Here is a 15,029-nt window from a genome sequence, read left to right on the forward strand (position 1 = left end):
TCCCTCCGAGGCCGACCGAACCGTTCTCCTTTGCCAAGACTTGGGCCGCACACGCCCGATTTAATTTGCCTGCAGCAACCATCCACCCCTATGGTTGCCCTAAGCAACAAATACCCACGGGAGGGGTTCCATGGCCGGGCAAGCGCACTACGAGGAGCTGGCCCGTCAGCTCAGCGCCATCGGGGCCGTGAAGCGGGAGATCGCACGAATGCTGCCGTACGACTGCCCCGGCGCGTCGGCGGGAGTCCTGACCCTGATCGGCCGGCACGGCGGGATGCGCATGAGCAGGCTCGCCGAGCTGCTCTCCGTGGACATATCGGTGACCAGTCGTCATGTGGCCCATGTCGCCGCGCGGGGCTGGATCGAACGCCTCCCCGACCCGGCGGACAAACGTTCACGCATCCTGCGCCTGACCCCCGAGGGGCGGGCCGTGGTCGCCGAACTCGACCGGCGCACCAGCCGGTTGATGGCCGACCGGCTGAGCGACTGGTCCGACAACGAGGTCGGACAGCTCATCCGGCTCCTGGGCCGGCTGCGCGAGAGCTTCGACGCCACCGCGCCGCCCCGGACCCCCGCATAGCGAGCGGCAGACCAGCAACCCGTACACCCGCAAAGAGCACACAGGAGAAGGAAGCCCCATGGCAACGACCACACCAGCCGGTGTGCGGGCTCACGCCAAGCATGGAGGAGGCACCGCCAAGGGTGCCCCCCACAGCGGTGGCGGCGACGCCCCGATGACGCACCGGCAGATCATGGAAGCGCTGACCGGGCTGCTGCTCGGCATGTTCGTGGCGATCCTGTCGTCCACGATCGTGTCGAACGCGCTTCCGGACATCATCAAGGACCTGGGCGGCGGACAGAGCGCGTACACCTGGGTGGTGACCGCGTCGCTCCTCGCGATGACGGCCTCCACCCCGTTGTGGGGCAAGCTCGCCGACCTGTTCTCCAAGAAGCTGCTGATCCAGCTTGCCCTCGTGATCTTCGTGCTGGGGTCGGCCGCGGCGGGTCTGTCCCAGAACGCCGGGATGCTGATCGGATTCCGCGCGGTCCAGGGCGTCGGCATGGGCGGACTCTCCGCGCTGGCCCAGATCTGCCTCGCCGCGATGATCTCCCCGCGGGAACGCGGCCGGTACAACGGCTACCTCGGCGCCACCTTCGCGACCGCGATGGTCGGCGGCCCGCTGGTCGGCGGTGTCATCACCGACACCGACTGGCTGGGCTGGCGCTGGTGCTTCTACGTCGGCGTGCCCTTCGCCGTGATCGCCCTGGTCGTGCTCCAGCGGACGCTGCACCTGCCGGTGGTCAAGCGCAAGGTCAAGGTCGACTGGGCAGGCGCGTTCCTCATCACCGCCGCGGTCTGCCTGCTGCTGGTCTGGGTGACCTTCGCCGGTGACAAGTACGACTGGGTGTCCTGGCAGACGTACGCGATGGTCGGCGGCACGGTGGCCCTGCTCGGCCTGTTCCTCCTCGTCGAGTCGAGGGCGAGCGAGCCGATCATCCCGCTGCGGCTGTTCCGCAACCGGACGATCGCCCTGGCCTCGCTGGCCTCGCTCTTCGTCGGTGTCGCGATGTTCGCGGGCACCATCTTCTTCAGCCAGTACTTCCAACTGGCCCGCGACAAGTCGCCGACCATGTCCGGCGTCCTCACCATCCCGATGATCGGCGGCCTGTTCGTCTCCTCGACCGTGTCCGGCCAGGTCATCACCCGCACCGGCCGCTGGAAGGCGTGGCTGCTCGCCGGCGGTGTGCTGGTGACCTCGGGCCTCGGACTGCTGGGCACCCTGCGGTACGACACCGAGTACTGGCATGTGGCGATCTTCATGGCGCTGCTCGGGCTTGGCGTCGGCATGATGATGCAGAACCTGGTGCTGTGCACCCAGAACCAGGTGGCCCCTGGCGACCTGGGCGCCGCCAGCTCGACCGTCACCTTCTTCCGCTCCCTCGGCGGCGCGATCGGCGTCTCGGCGCTGGGCGCGGTCCTGAGTCACCGGATCACCCACTACGCCGAGGAGGGCCTCGCCGACCTCGGCGTCAAGAGCTCCTCCATGGGCCACGGTGAGATCCCCGACCTCGACGCGCTGCCCGCGCCGATCCGCACGGTCATCGAGAGCTCCTACGGTCACGGCATCGGCGACGTCTTCCTCTACGCCGCCCCCTTCGCCGTCCTCGCGCTCGTCTTCTCCTTCTTCATCAAGGAGGTTCCGCTGCGGACCAGTGGGGCGCTCGTCCAGGCAGCCGAGGCGCAGCCGACAGGAACCAAGTCCACGCAGACCAAGTCGACGCAGACCAGGTCCACAGAGACCAAGTCGACAGCGACCAACTCGACAGAGGCCGAGGCCACGGCGAACGACTGGGAGGCGGACGTGCCGGAGACCTCGTCGGCGCCGGCCTCCCCCCCGGCACCGGGCAGCGGTGGCAGTGACGGTGGCGGTGGCATTCCCGTACGGGGTCATGTCCGTGGGGCCGAGGGCGTGCCCGTACCCCGGGCCGCCGTGACCCTCATCTCGCTCGGCGGGCGCCAGCTCGGCCGTTCGGTCGCGGGCGCCGCGGGCACCTACGCGGTGGACGCGCCCGGCGCCGGGTCGTACGTCCTGATCGCGGCGGCCGACGGCTTCCAGCCGCAGGCGTCCACGGTGGTCGTGAACGGCGAGCCGGTCGCGTACGACATCCTGCTGAGCGGGACGAGCGGGCTGAGCGGTGTGGTGCGGGCAGGCGGAGCAGGGTCGCCCGTGCGGGACGCCATGGTCGTGGTGACCGATGTGCGGGGCGACGTACTGGCCGGCGGGACCACCGGTGAGCAGGGCGAGTTCGGCTTCGGCGAGCTGGTGCCGGGCCCGGTCACCGTCGCGGTGAACGCCGCCGGGTACCGGCCGCGCGCCCTGCCCGTCGAGATCGGCGGCACGGGCGTCACCCGGATCGAGATCGACCTGGAGGCCGGGGCCCGGCTCCGGGGGGTCGTACGGGCGCCGGGCGGGCCGTTGGCCGACGCTCGCGTGACCCTCGTGGACGCGGCGGGCAACGTGGTCGGCACGGCCACCACCGGCGCGGACGGGGCGTACGCCTTCACCGACCTGGGCGGCGGGGAGTACACGGTCATCGCCACCGGGTACCCGCCCGTGGCCACGGCCCTGACGGTCGGCGGCCCCGGAGTCGACGACCACGACATCGAACTCGCCCACCCCGGCGAGTGAGCAGGGAACCCCTGAACCACCGGCCGGTGGGGCCGCCTCTCCCCCCGAGGCTCCACCGGCCGGCCGCATGCTGAGGAGTTGGAAGGACATGGGACTGACCGCGAGGATCCGCACCCGGGACGGATGGGCCGTGTCGCACGCGGTCGTCACGGTGACCAACATGAGCGGTACGCAGGTGTTGCGGGCCGAGTCGGACGCCGAAGGGCACGTGCACGACCCCACACCGCTCGCCCCCGGCGCGTACACCGTGATCGTCACGGCGGTCGGCTACGCCCCGATCGCCTCCAGCGCCCTGGTGACGGCGAGCAGCCGCGCAGAGATCGGCACCGTGGTCCTGGCCCGGCAGAGCGGCACGGAACTGCCCCCGCCCGGCCCCTGGACCATCGACCCCGCGCACTCCTCCGTCGCCGCCGTGGCCCAGCACCTGGGCATCTCCAGCGTCCGCGGCCGCTTCACCGACTTCTCGGGGTCGGTCGAGATCGCCCCGGCACCGGACGAGGGCACCAAGTCGCGGGTGGAGGCAGTGATCCGGGCGGCCTCGATCGACACGGGGAACGCGGCGCGGGATGAGCATCTGCGGTCCCCGGACTTCCTGGACGTCGAACGCCACCCCGAGATCACCTACGTCTCGACGGGCCTGGCCCCCGCAGGCCCCGACCGCTGGACCGTCCACGGCGAGCTGGGCATGCACGGCGTCGTACGCCCGGTCGACCTGGACCTCGCCTACCTGGGCACGGCCGCGGATCCCTGGGGCGGCACCCGGGCCGCCTTCCGGGCCACCGCCGAACTCCGCCGGGAGGACTTCGCCATGAACTACAACCAGGTGATGCAGGCGGGCATCGCGGCCATCGGTACGACGCTGAAGGTGGAGCTGGACGTGCAGGCAGTACAGGCAGTGCAGGCAGTGCAGGCAGTGCAGGCGGTGCAGTGATGCGGGCGGTGCCGGGAGGGACGCTGCCGCGTGTGTGAGCGCCGACCGGTCGGGGCGCGGTTCCTCCTCCCGCCGCTGCCGTCCGCCGCATCGGCCCGACCGCGTGGGTACGCATGACAGGGTCAGGCTCGCGGCCGGGTGAGGGCCTACGCTGACCGCCATGGCACGGAACATCGCGAGCAACACCACGGTCTCCCTCGAAGAGCTGCTCGACTTCGTACGTCCCCGGCACCGGGCGCTCCTGATCACCCGGCGGACCGACGGTGGCCCTCAGGCGTCGCCGCTGACCTGCGGCGTCGACGACTCGGGCCGGATCGTGATCTCCACCTACCCCGAGCGGGCCAAGACGCGGAACGCCAAGCGCGACGAGCGGGTGAGCGTCCTCGTACTGAGCGACGACTGGGACGGCCCCTGGGTCCAGATCGACGGCACCGCCGAGGTCATCGACTCACCGGACTCGGTCGAGCCCCTGGTGGAGTACTTCCGCAACATCTCCGGCGACCACCCGGACTGGGACGAGTACCGGGCGGCCATGGTCAAGCAGGGCAAATCGATCATCCGGGTCACTCCGGTGAAGTGGGGCCCGGTGGCGACGGGTGGCTTCCCGGCTCGCCTGGCGGCCGGGGAGTAGTCAGCCAATGGCCTGGCGGAAGTACTCATCCTGGGTCATCCCGGCGTCGGCGCAGCGCTGGACGAAGTGGCCCTCGATGGTGCCGAAGCCGTACACGAACTGGGAGACCGCCGAGATGGCCCCTGCCCGGCCGCGCGCGGGCAGCCCGGTGCGGCGGATCACGCGCTGCACGGCGAGCGAGAAGTCCAGCGCGTGCGGGCCGATGTTGAGGAAGGTGCCCGCGAGGCGCGACACCCAGGGGTGGCGGACCAGGACCGACCGGTACTGCTCGGCCAGCGTGCGCAGTTGGTCCCGCCAGTCCTCGTCGGAGTCGGCCGGGGGCAACCGCATCTCGTCGAACGCCTGGTCGAGCGCTTGTTCCAGCAGGTCGTCCTTGGTGTCCACGTACCAGTAGACCGACATCGCCGTCACGTCCAGCTCGGCGGCCGGCCGCCGCATCGAGAACCTCTGCCCCGGCTGCCGCACCTGCCCCGGCCGCACCTGACCCCGGCCGCCCCCTCCGCGCCATCCGCGCCATCCGCGCCATCCGCCGACGTACGAGAGCCGACGTCAGCGGGCACGAAAGCCGACGTCGGCCCGTACGAAAGAGGCGGTGACCCGGGGATGTGTCCGCACCCCCGGGCCACCGCCCCGCTCCCACCGCCGCCTTGGCTACTTCGGCTGCGTCAGGTCGTAGAACGTCGTGCCGTCGACCGTCACCGATTCGAAGTTCTCCTGGATCCAGGAGCTGATCTGCGAGGAGGTTCCGCTGCCGCCCATGCCGCCACCGCCGGGGCCGCCGCCCATGCCGCCGCCGGTTCCGCCGGAGATGAAGTAGTGGATCTCGCCGTCCGCCACGTACTCCTTGAACTCCGCGAGGGTCGGTGACGGGTCGGTGCCGTTGAAGCCACCGATCGCCATGACCGGGTCACCGGTGGAGAGTTGGTAGCTCGCCGCGTTCTGGGCGCCGATCGCGGCGGCCGGCCAGGTGTAGTCACCGGCGTCCTTCTCCAGCAGTTCCCTGACCTCGTCGCTGACGGAGGCGCCGTTGAGCAGACCGCCCATGCCGCCACCGCCGCCACCCGTTCGACCGCCGTCACCGTTCTGGGTCTGGCCGTTGCCCTGACCCTGCTGGTTCTGCTGTCCCTGCGGGTTGTTCTGGCCGCCGCCGAAGCCGCCGGTCGGGGGCTGGCCCATCTGACCGTCGCCGTTCTGGCCGTTCTGGCCGTTCTGGCCGCCCTGCTGGTTCTGGCCGTTGCCCTGCCGGCTGTTCTGGCCCGGCATACCGCCACTGGGACCGCCGCCCATGCCGCCACCGCCGGGGCCGCCGCCCATCCCCCCGCGGGTCGACGGACCGGCCGTCACGATCGAACCCGTGTGCCCCTCGTTGAGGGTGGTGAGGGTGTACGCCGTCGGGCCCGCCACCGCCGTGACAAGGCTCAGGCCGACGACTGCCAGGGCCAGTCGACGGCCCAGCTTGGCCACGAAGACCAGGCCGAGCGCGGCGACCAGACCGCCGACGAGCACGGCCCACTTCAGCCAGGGCAGGTAGTCGGAGGAGCGGTTGAGCAGGACGTAGCCCCAGACCGCGGTGGCCGTCATGGCGGCGGCCATGGTGATCGACGCCCAGAGCTTGGACCGCCGGTCCCAGAGCAGAGCCGCGCCCATGCCGGTCAGCGGCGCGATGTAGGGGGCGATGGCCACGGTGTAGTACTCGTGGAAGATGCCCTGCATGAAGCTGAAGACCACCATGGTGATCAGCAGCGAGCCGCCCCAGAGGAGGAAGGCCGCACGGGTGGTGTCCGTGCGCTTGAGCTTGCGCGTGGCGAAGACCGCGGCGCCCAGCAGGATCAGCGCGGCCGGGATCAGCCAGGAGATCTGGCCGCCGATGGAGGAGCTGAACATCCGGTCCCAGCCGGTCTCGCCCCAGTTGCCACCACCGCCGCCACCGCCGCCGCGACCTCCGACGCCGCCACCTCCGACGCTGCCGGTCTCCTCGCCGTTGAGGCGGCCGAGACCGTTGTAGCCGAAGGTCAGTTCGAGGAAGGAGTTGGTCTGCGAGCCGCCGACGTAGGGGCGGGAGGACGCCGGCCACAGCTCGACGATCGCGACCCACCAGCCGCCGGAAACGACCATCACGAGCCCGGCGAGCAGCACCTGGCCGATCCGCTTCTTCACCGGGGCCGGCGCGAAGACGACGTACACGAGCGCGAGGACCGGCAGGATCAGGAACGCCTGGAGGGTCTTGACCAGGAAGGCGAGGCCGATGGCGACGCCCGCCCAGACCAGCCACTTCGTCCGCGCCTTCTCCATGGCGCGCTGTGTGCAGTAGACCGCGGCGGCCATCAGCAGCGCGAGGGCCGCGTCCGGGTTGTTGAAGCGGAACATCAGCGCGGCGACGGGCGTGAGCGCGAACACCGCCATGGTGATGAAGCCGGCCGCGGGGCCGGAACGACGGCGTACGGCCGCCCACAGCACCCCGGCGGTGGCGACGGCCATCAACACCTGCGGGAACAGGATCGCGAAGGAGTTGAGGCCGAAGAGCCGGACCGACAGCGCCATCGGCCACAGTGAGGCCGGGGGCTTGTCGACGGTGATGGCGTTGGACGAGTCCAACGAGCCGAAGAAGAGGGCCTTCCAGGACTGGCTGCCCGCCTGTACGGCCGCCGAGTAGAAGGAGTTGGCGTATCCGGAGGCCGTGAGGCTCCAGGTGTAGAGGCCGCCGATGAGGAGGAGCGTGAGCAGGAATCCGGGGCGGATCCAGCGGTTGTCCTCGGGCCTGCCTCTCCACAGGCGCCTCGCGAAGGGCAGCCCGGGCTCACCCGAGCCGGGGGCCGGGGGCTCGGCGGGCGGCCCCGGAACCACCGGTTCCTGTACGGCTTCCTGTACGGCGGTCGGGGTGGGCTGCGATCCCCGGTCGGGGCCAGGACCGGGACCAGGACCGGGACCAGGACCGGGACCGGGGCCTCCCGGCCGGCTCGTCGTCTCGAAATGCGTGGTCATCGTGTGTTCCTCGAATTCTGATCGTGCGGGCGCACCGGCCGCATCTGCATGGTCGGCTCCCCCCGGGGGCGGTCCGCGGCTTCTCCGGCGCGGAACGGGGTCGTGGTGTACGTCGGCTGGAACCGGTCCTGGTGGCCGCACGGGCCGGGCTGCCCCGCAGGTACGGTCGCCTGCCGCGAAGCCGGGTGGTGCGGGGCGACGACGGTCGAACCCCCGACAGGGAAGCCCTCGGTAGGGGGTCCCGCGGCGGGGAAGCCCTCGGCCGGGAAGCCCCCGGCGGGCGAGCCGTCACGCCGGTCGGGGAACACCCATGCCCGGAAGAGCAGGAACCGCAGCACCGTCGCCGCGAGGTTGGCGGCGATGAGCACCGCCAGTTCCGTGGAGTGCGCGGGGTCGTTGGTCGCCGCGCCGAGGGTGACCAGTGAGCCGCTGGTGAGGGCCAGGCCGATGCCGAACACGACCAGACCCTGGGCCTGGTGCTTGATGACGTTGCCCCGGCCCCGGACGCCGAAGGTCAGGCGCCGGTTGGCCGCCGTGTTGGCGAGCGCCGAGACCAGCAGCGCGAGCGCGTTGGCGGTCTGCGACCCCGAGAACGTCCGGAAGCCGCTGTAGAGCAGCAGATAGAACAGGGTGGAAAGGCCGCCCACGACACAGAAGCCGAGGAGCTGGCGGGCGAGGCCGCGGGGCACGTCCTGGATCTCGCGGTCCCGGGGATCGTCCCCGAAGGGCCGGGCGAGCCGGTCCAGTGCGAGGGACCCGGTGGCCAGCGCCCTCCCCACCCGCCAGACACCCTTGAGGTCGTCGGTGGCCGTCTTCACGATGTGGACGGTCGAGTCCGGGTCGTCGACCCAGTCCACCGGCACTTCATGAATCCTGAGCCCGGCCCGCTCGGCCAGTACCAGCATCTCGGTGTCGAAGAACCAGCCGGTGTCCTCGACGAGCGGCAGCAGCACCTGGGCCACATCCCGACGTATCGCCTTGAACCCGCACTGCGCGTCCGAGAAACGGGCCTGCAGCGAACCGCGCAGGATCAGGTTGTAGACGCGGCTGATGAACTCCCGCTTGGGGCCACGCACCACCCGCGAGGACCGGGCGAGCCGGGAGCCGATCGCAAGGTCGGAGTGGCCGGAGATCAGCGGGGCCACCAGCGGCAGCAGGGCGTTCAGGTCGGTGGACAGGTCCACGTCCATGTAGGCGAGGACCGGCGCGTCGGACGCGGACCACACCGTCCTGAGCGCCCGGCCCCGCCCCTTCTGTTCCAGCCGGAGGGACGTGACCTCGGGGAGATCCGCCTCCAGCCGCCGCGCCACCTGCGGGGTCGTGTCCGTGGACGCGTTGTCCGCGATCGTGATGCGGAAGGCGTACGGGAACGTGTGCGCGAGGTGCTCGTGCAGTCTGAGGACGCACGGCTGGAGGTCCTTCTCCTCGTTGTGGACGGGGATCACCACGTCCAGGACAGGCGTACCGGCGTTTCCGGCCGGGAGGTGCTCCCGCGCCGGCAGGGTGCCGGAAGAAGAGTCGGTTCGCATGCCCGCCACATTCGCGAGCCGCTCTGTTATGCCCGTGTGCTCACACTGTGGTGTGCCTGTGAGTCCGCCGGCCGGTTCGTCGCGTCGGTCACCATGTCGTGTCCCTCGAACTCGTCGTCGTGGACGTCGTCGAGCTGCCAGTTCGCTGCGTCGTCGAGCAGCGGCGCCTCACGGCCGAGGGTCGGCAGATGCACCGTGAACACGGTCCTGCCGGGCACGCTGTCGACGGTCACGGCACCGCCGTGCGCGTCGGCCACGGCCTGCACGATGGCGAGCCCCAGCCCGGTCGACCCGGACGCCCGGGACCGCGACGAGTCCCCTCGCGCGAACCGCTCGAACACGTGCGGCAGTAGATCCGCCGGGATGCCCTGTCCGTCGTCCTCGACGTCGACACAGATCCACGGCCCACGCCGCTGCACCCGTGCGGTGACGGTCGTACCGGGCGGCGTGTGCGTACGCGCGTTCGCCAGCAGATTGACGAGGACCTGCTGGAGCCGTGCCGCGTCGGCCGACACGAGCGCCGGCACGTCCGGCAGATCCAGCCGCCAGTTGTGGCTCCGCCCGGCGACCCGCGCGTCGCTGACCGTGTCCACGACGAGGGGGATGAGGTCGGTCCGCTCGAACTGCAACGGCCGCCCGGCGTCGAGCCGCGCCAGCAGCAACAGGTCCTCGACCAGCATGGTCATACGCCCTGACTCGGACTCGATCCGCCCGAGCGCGTGCCGGGTGTCGGGCCCGATCTCCTCCCGACCGCGCCGGGTCAGCTCGGCATAGCCACGGATGGACGCGAGCGGCGTCCTCAGCTCATGACTGGCGTCCGCGACGAACTGCCGTACGCGTGTCTCGCTCTCCTGCCGCGAGTGCAGCGCACTGTGGATGTGGTCGAGCATCCTGTTGAGCGCGGCGCCGACCTGGCCGACCTCGGTGTGCGGATCGGTCTCGGACGCCGGCACCCGCTCGTTGAGCGTCACCTCACCGGTGTGCAGCGGCAGTTCGGAGACCCGGGTCGCGGTGCCGGCCACCTTGCGCAAGGGCCGCAGAGCGACCCCGACCAGCATGGATCCGGCGATCCCGGCGGCGACGAGACCGGCGCCGGTGACGCTGAGTTCCACGAGGATGAGGGTGTTGAGGGTGGTGGTGACGGACTTGGTGGGGAGGGCGACGTAGAAGTCCCCTCTGCTGCCCTCGACATAGGTGACCCGGTATTCACCGAGGCCGGGGAGGTCCACGGTGGAGATACCGGTCCTCGACACGGCGCCGAGGGCGGCTTCCTGTTCGGCGTTGAGCGCGTCGGTGATCATGCCCTCGAAGCCGTCGCTGTCGGAGGTCTTCTCCTTGGCCACCACGGCATCGGTGATTCCACCGTCGGTCCCGACCTGGGCGACGACGGTGTTCACCTCGGTGCCGCCCTTGGTCACGAACCCGAAGGGGCCACCCGGCGGCGGGTTGTCGGCGCCACCGGGAACGCTCCCGTTCGGTGGGCCTGCGGCGCGCTTGGCGACCTCTTTCAGCTGGGTGTTGAGCTGTTCGTTCAGGTGCTCGCTCAGCGCGACCGTCGTCACCGTCCCGATCACCGCACACACCACCGCGATCAACGCCACCGCGGAGACGACGAGCCGCGTACGCAGTGTGCGCGGCTGTCCTCGCCTCAGCCTCAGCCTCGGCCTCAGCCTCAGCGTCGGTCTCAGCCTCGGCTGCCTCTGCGTACGCGTCCGTCGTCGCCCGCTCACGACACGGCGGGCTTGATCAGATAGCCGGCCCCACGCCGGGTGTGGATCATCGGCTCGCGCCCGGCGTCGATCTTCCGCCGCAGGTACGAGATGTAGAGCTCGACCACATTGGCCTGCCCACCGAAGTCGTACGACCAGACCCGGTCGAGGATCTGCGCCTTGCTGAGCACGCGCCGCGGGTTCCGCATCAGGAACCGCAGCAGTTCGAACTCGGTGGCGGTGAGGTGGATGTTCGCCCCACCGCGCGACACCTCGTGGCTGTCCTCGTCGAGCATGAGGTCACCGACGACGAGCACCGAGTCGGAGCGGCGGTCGGCGGCGCCGGACCGGCGGATGAGCCCGCGCAGCCGGGCGACGACCTCTTCGAGGCTGAACGGCTTGGTGACGTAGTCGTCACCGCCGGCGGTGAGCCCGGCGATCCGGTCCTCGACCGCGTCCTTCGCGGTGAGGAAGAGCACCGGCACATCCGGCAGATCGCGCCGCAGCCGCCCGAGGACGGTCAGTCCGTCCATGTCCGGCAGCATCATGTCGAGGACGACGGCGTCGGGGCGGAAGTCCCGGGCGGCCTGGATGGCACCCGTACCGTCCCCCGCACTCCGGATCTGCCATCCCTCATAGCGAAGGGCCATGGACAGCAGTTCGGTGATCGACAGCTCGTCGTCCACCACAAGCACTCGGACGGGGCTCCCGTCCGGCCTCAGCAGTTCGGTGCGCCCCTGGGGCGAGGTCGTGGTCATGCTGGACACGTTGTCGGGGCCCTCTGAGAACACCCTTTCCACAACCTGTGATTTCTCTGAGAAACGCACAGGCGCCTCTCAGGCTGTGCCTGGGTGCATCCCCGACTTCTCGGACAAGGGCCCCGTCGACCAGCGGTTTCCTGACCGTGCCCACGGCCTTCCCAAGGCCGCCTCACCCGAACCGCACAGCTTCACGGCCCGCGCCGATCCCTGAGTACGACCATGATCTGACCCCACCCTTACGCGAGCGACGTCATGCTTCGCACTCTCTCCTAGCCCCCACTGCCCCTCGCCCCCTCGGCCCTCGCCCCCTCGGCCCCTCCGCCCCCTCAGCATCTCGCCCTCCCAGCGCTTCAGAACAGCCCGTCCTGCACGCCCCCGCCCCCTTCGCTCTTCAACTCCCGTACGGGGACGGTGATCACGTCACGAGCCTCCTCGCCGGCCGGAGCGGTCAGTTCCCACCCGGTCATGAGCCGTGTGTCGAGAACGAAGACTCCCCGGCCGGTGGCCAGATGCAGATCGGGCCCGGCGACGGCGAGCACCTCACCACCCACGGCCCCGCCCGCGACCAACTCACTCACCACACCGTCGGCGGCCGGCAGCCCGTCGAGCCCGAACACCCCGAAGTGATCGACGGCTTGGAACGGCACCGGCTCCAAGGACTCGGGCCACGTGTCGAGCGACAGGGCCCGCCCATGCAGCACGTCCAGCTCCGCGAACCGCTCCTCGACGGTCGGCAGACCAGCCCGTACGACCCTCTTCTCCGCGTACGGAATGCGATCGGGCACCTTGAGCGCGGCCCGCAGCATCTCCTCCGCCCGCCGGGCGGCCATCAACGGCCCTCGCCCGAGCCAGGCGAAACAGACCGCCCCCTGCTCCAGCAGCCGCGCCGACCCTCGCTCGACGGCCGTGATCCCCACCTTCACCATCCCGGGCCCGAACCAGGCGAGGTACACGTGGTACGGCCGTGGATCGTCGGCGATCGTGTCGGCGGCCACGGAATGCGCCCGGTCAAGCCGCGCACACTCCTCACAGCGAGCCCCGGTACTCCGACCGGACACCCCCGTCCGCACCGGACAGGCGTTCCCCCGAGCCCCGACGCAGATCCGCCGGCCCTCACCCACCACCCCGAACGCGACCGCCTTCCCCTGAGGCAGAGCGCTCCGCCGCCCGCCTTCCCAGCACAGCAGCGGCCCGTCCCCGCGCCACCGCAGCCCCGTACATCTCCACACGCGTGCCATCCCTCACGACCTTAGAGGGCACCACTGACACGCGCTGTGCCGGCGAAAACTCGTGCGGACGGAGTGATCCGGCGGTATCGCCCCCCACCGCCGGGGCTAGCCGGCCCTGCGCCGTGCCGCCTCCATGCCCGGGACGGGCTCGTACTCGTCCTCCGGCAGGAAGGCGTCCTCCGCCCCGAAGTCCGGGGCCTGGAAGGGCGTCGTCGTCGGCGGCGGCGATGTCGTGGTCGCGTTGCGGGGCGCCCCTTCCGGGGCGGAGAACAGCGAGGTCAGTTCGATGAGAGGTCTCCCATTCGGTACAGGGCCGTCGAGGCGCCTGGTGTGCCGTGATCGGGCACAGCGGAACTACAGCTTGCTCATCTTGGTGTACGGACTAAGGATCCGCTGCTGCGCCGACCCGAAGTCGACGAGCGCCGCGATGCCGTCCTCGATGCCGATCACCCGGCCGAGGCCGTACATGTCGTGCGTCACCTGGTCGCCCACGGCGAACTCCTTGAGCGGTGGCGCGACGGGGGCTTTGAAGGGACTGGTGGGCAGATAGCGCTTCGGTGCACCTGGCTTTGTCATTGCGACCAGTATGCGCCAAACACCGAGGGCCCCGGATCTCTCCGGGGCCCTCGGCCTGTGTGCACTCGGCAGGATTCGAACCTGCAACCTTCTGATCCGTAGTCAGATGCTCTATCCGTTAAGCTACGAGTGCTTGTTCTGTTTTCCCGCCGCTCCTGGCCCTTTCGGCCCGCTCGCGGCGACAGGAAGAACATTACATGACTGCCGTCGTCATGTGAAATCCGTTTACCAAACCCCTTGTGACCTGCGAAAACGGCCTGTGGGACGCCTGCGGAGCGATGGCGGAGCAGAGGGCGGAGCAGAGGTGGGAACGACGAAGCCCCGGTCGGATGGACCGGGGCTTCGGTGATCAAGCGCGGAGGCGGAGGGATTTGAACCCTCGATGGAGCGTAAACCCCAAACCGCATTAGCAGTGCGGCGCCATAGACCGGACTAGGCGACGCCTCCAGCACAACCTCCCGCGCGAGCGCGAGTGGTGCGTGCAGATGATGACACAGCCGAGTGGGCTGTCACCAATCGCCTCCCACGGTACTAGGCGGAGAGGCCGCGGGGCAAAGCCGTATGGCACGTCGGGAGCGGTGCGGGGCAGGTGGACGGAGGTCCGGGGCGGAGTGGCCGCGGGGTGGACGGGGTGGACGCGGGATACGCGGGATGGATGCGGTCGGGGTGGGGCGGTGTGCCGCAACCGCGGGCCGGGCGTGGCGTTAGTCAGGTCATGTCGCAAAGCTCTCCCCTCCCCGGCCCCGGCCCTGTCCCAGCCCTCGCCCCCGCCCCCGCCCCCGGCCCCGGCCCGGCCGCCGCCTCGCCTCGCGAAGCCGGTGCCTCGCCCCGTCAGGCCGTCGCCTTCCAGAGGAGGCCGGCCGCGTCGGCCCGGCTGTTCCTCGGCGGCGCCCTCGCCTCGCTCGCCGCGGTCGCCGCCGGCCCGCTCGCGCCGGTGGCGCCGGACGCGTACGCCAACGAGGGGTTGTCGCGTACCGCGCTGCCCACGCCGGCTCCCGGCTCCGGTGACCGGCTGACCGTCACGGTGCGGCATGCCGGCGGCGGGGCGGACGGGGCGTTCGAGTTGCGGTGCCATCCGCAAGGGGGCAGCCACCCGGACGCGCGGAAGGCATGCGGGCGGCTCGACCGGCGGACCGTGTGGGGCGAGGACCCCTTCGCGCAGGTCCGGCCCGGCACCGTGTGCACGATGCAGTACGGCGGTCCGGCCACCGCGTATGTCACCGGGACCTGGGCCGGGCGCCGTGTCGACGCCCGTTTCGACCGGCGGAACGGCTGCGAGATCGCCCGCTGGGACGCACTGGTGCCCGTACTGCCGGACCTCCGCGCGTAGGGGCCGGGGGCCCCGCGTCCCGCTGGAACCCCGGTGTGAGGAGCCGGCGGAAGAACCCTCTGGACGGGAACGGCGGAACGGCGGAAACGAGCCACTCGACGAGCGCGGACACCGGCGGCTCCGGAAGGGGTGCACAGCCCGTACATATGTGCCGCCGACA

General features: G+C 70.7%; 11 protein-coding genes, 2 tRNA genes and 1 pseudogene. 5 read left to right on the forward strand and 9 right to left on the reverse strand.

Annotated elements, in window-relative coordinates; all coding sequences use genetic code 11:
* Positions 1-130: 130 nt before the first annotated feature.
* The 4 genes from ACFY9I_RS08380 (at position 131) to ACFY9I_RS08395 (ending at position 4,753) form a co-directional block, all read left to right on the forward strand.
* Entirely contained in the window at positions 131-580 is a 450-nt protein-coding gene (locus ACFY9I_RS08380; protein ID WP_390998335.1) for a MarR family transcriptional regulator, read from the forward strand.
* Between the two features lie 58 nt (positions 581-638).
* On the forward strand, positions 639-3,191 hold the full coding sequence (locus tag ACFY9I_RS08385) for an MFS transporter (protein WP_390998337.1): 2,553 nt from the start codon (positions 639-641) through the stop codon (positions 3,189-3,191).
* An 88-nt stretch (positions 3,192-3,279) separates the two neighbouring features.
* The gene (locus tag ACFY9I_RS08390) at positions 3,280-4,122 is read left to right on the forward strand and encodes a YceI family protein (RefSeq protein ID WP_390998340.1); all 843 of its coding nucleotides are present in this window, start codon (positions 3,280-3,282) and stop codon (positions 4,120-4,122) included.
* A 160-nt stretch (positions 4,123-4,282) separates the two neighbouring features.
* On the forward strand, positions 4,283-4,753 hold the full coding sequence (locus ACFY9I_RS08395) for a TIGR03618 family F420-dependent PPOX class oxidoreductase (protein WP_390998342.1): 471 nt from the start codon (positions 4,283-4,285) through the stop codon (positions 4,751-4,753).
* A 6-nt stretch (positions 4,754-4,759) separates the two neighbouring features.
* On the opposite strand, the pseudogene ACFY9I_RS08400 reads toward ACFY9I_RS08395, so the two are convergent.
* The 9 genes and pseudogenes from ACFY9I_RS08400 to ACFY9I_RS08440 all read right to left on the reverse strand — a co-directional run.
* Positions 4,760-5,233 (reverse strand): annotated as a pseudogene (locus tag ACFY9I_RS08400) (TetR/AcrR family transcriptional regulator); the annotation flags it as partial.
* Between the two features lie 171 nt (positions 5,234-5,404).
* Positions 5,405-7,735 carry a glycosyltransferase family 39 protein gene (locus tag ACFY9I_RS08405; protein WP_390998345.1) on the reverse strand — a complete coding sequence of 777 codons (2,331 nt, stop codon included), beginning with the start codon at positions 7,733-7,735 and terminating at the stop codon, positions 5,405-5,407.
* Complete coding sequence (locus tag ACFY9I_RS08410; protein ID WP_390998348.1) at positions 7,732-9,264, reverse strand: glycosyltransferase; 1,533 nt, start codon at positions 9,262-9,264, stop codon at positions 7,732-7,734. The genes ACFY9I_RS08405 and ACFY9I_RS08410 overlap by 4 nt, the downstream gene beginning before the upstream one ends.
* A gap of 26 nt (positions 9,265-9,290) precedes the next feature.
* Entirely contained in the window at positions 9,291-10,994 is a 1,704-nt protein-coding gene (locus ACFY9I_RS08415) for an ATP-binding protein (RefSeq protein WP_390998351.1), read from the reverse strand.
* Positions 10,991-11,731, reverse strand: a complete 741-nt coding sequence (locus ACFY9I_RS08420; RefSeq protein ID WP_390998354.1) for a response regulator — start codon at positions 11,729-11,731, stop codon at positions 10,991-10,993. Before ACFY9I_RS08420 ends, ACFY9I_RS08415 begins: the two co-directional genes overlap by 4 nt.
* Positions 11,732-12,084: 353 nt before the next feature.
* A complete protein-coding gene (locus ACFY9I_RS08425; RefSeq protein WP_390998357.1) occupies positions 12,085-12,972 on the reverse strand; it encodes a DUF2797 domain-containing protein in 888 nt (295 codons plus the stop codon).
* Between the two features lie 345 nt (positions 12,973-13,317).
* Positions 13,318-13,539 (reverse strand): hypothetical protein, encoded by a 222-nt coding sequence (locus ACFY9I_RS08430; protein ID WP_390998360.1) that lies wholly within the window; start codon positions 13,537-13,539, stop codon positions 13,318-13,320.
* Between the two features lie 60 nt (positions 13,540-13,599).
* A tRNA-Arg gene (locus ACFY9I_RS08435) sits at positions 13,600-13,672 on the reverse strand.
* 223 nt (positions 13,673-13,895) lie between these two features.
* Positions 13,896-13,986: transfer RNA gene (locus ACFY9I_RS08440), tRNA-Ser, on the reverse strand.
* Positions 13,987-14,254: 268 nt separating this feature from the next.
* Between ACFY9I_RS08440 and ACFY9I_RS08445 the strand changes: the two genes are divergently transcribed.
* On the forward strand, positions 14,255-14,869 hold the full coding sequence (locus tag ACFY9I_RS08445) for an SSI family serine proteinase inhibitor (RefSeq protein ID WP_390998363.1): 615 nt from the start codon (positions 14,255-14,257) through the stop codon (positions 14,867-14,869).
* Positions 14,870-15,029: the final 160 nt, after the last annotated feature.

It is taken from the genome of Streptomyces sp. NPDC012510 (assembly GCF_042955065.1).
GTDB lineage: Bacteria > Actinomycetota > Actinomycetes > Streptomycetales > Streptomycetaceae > Streptomyces.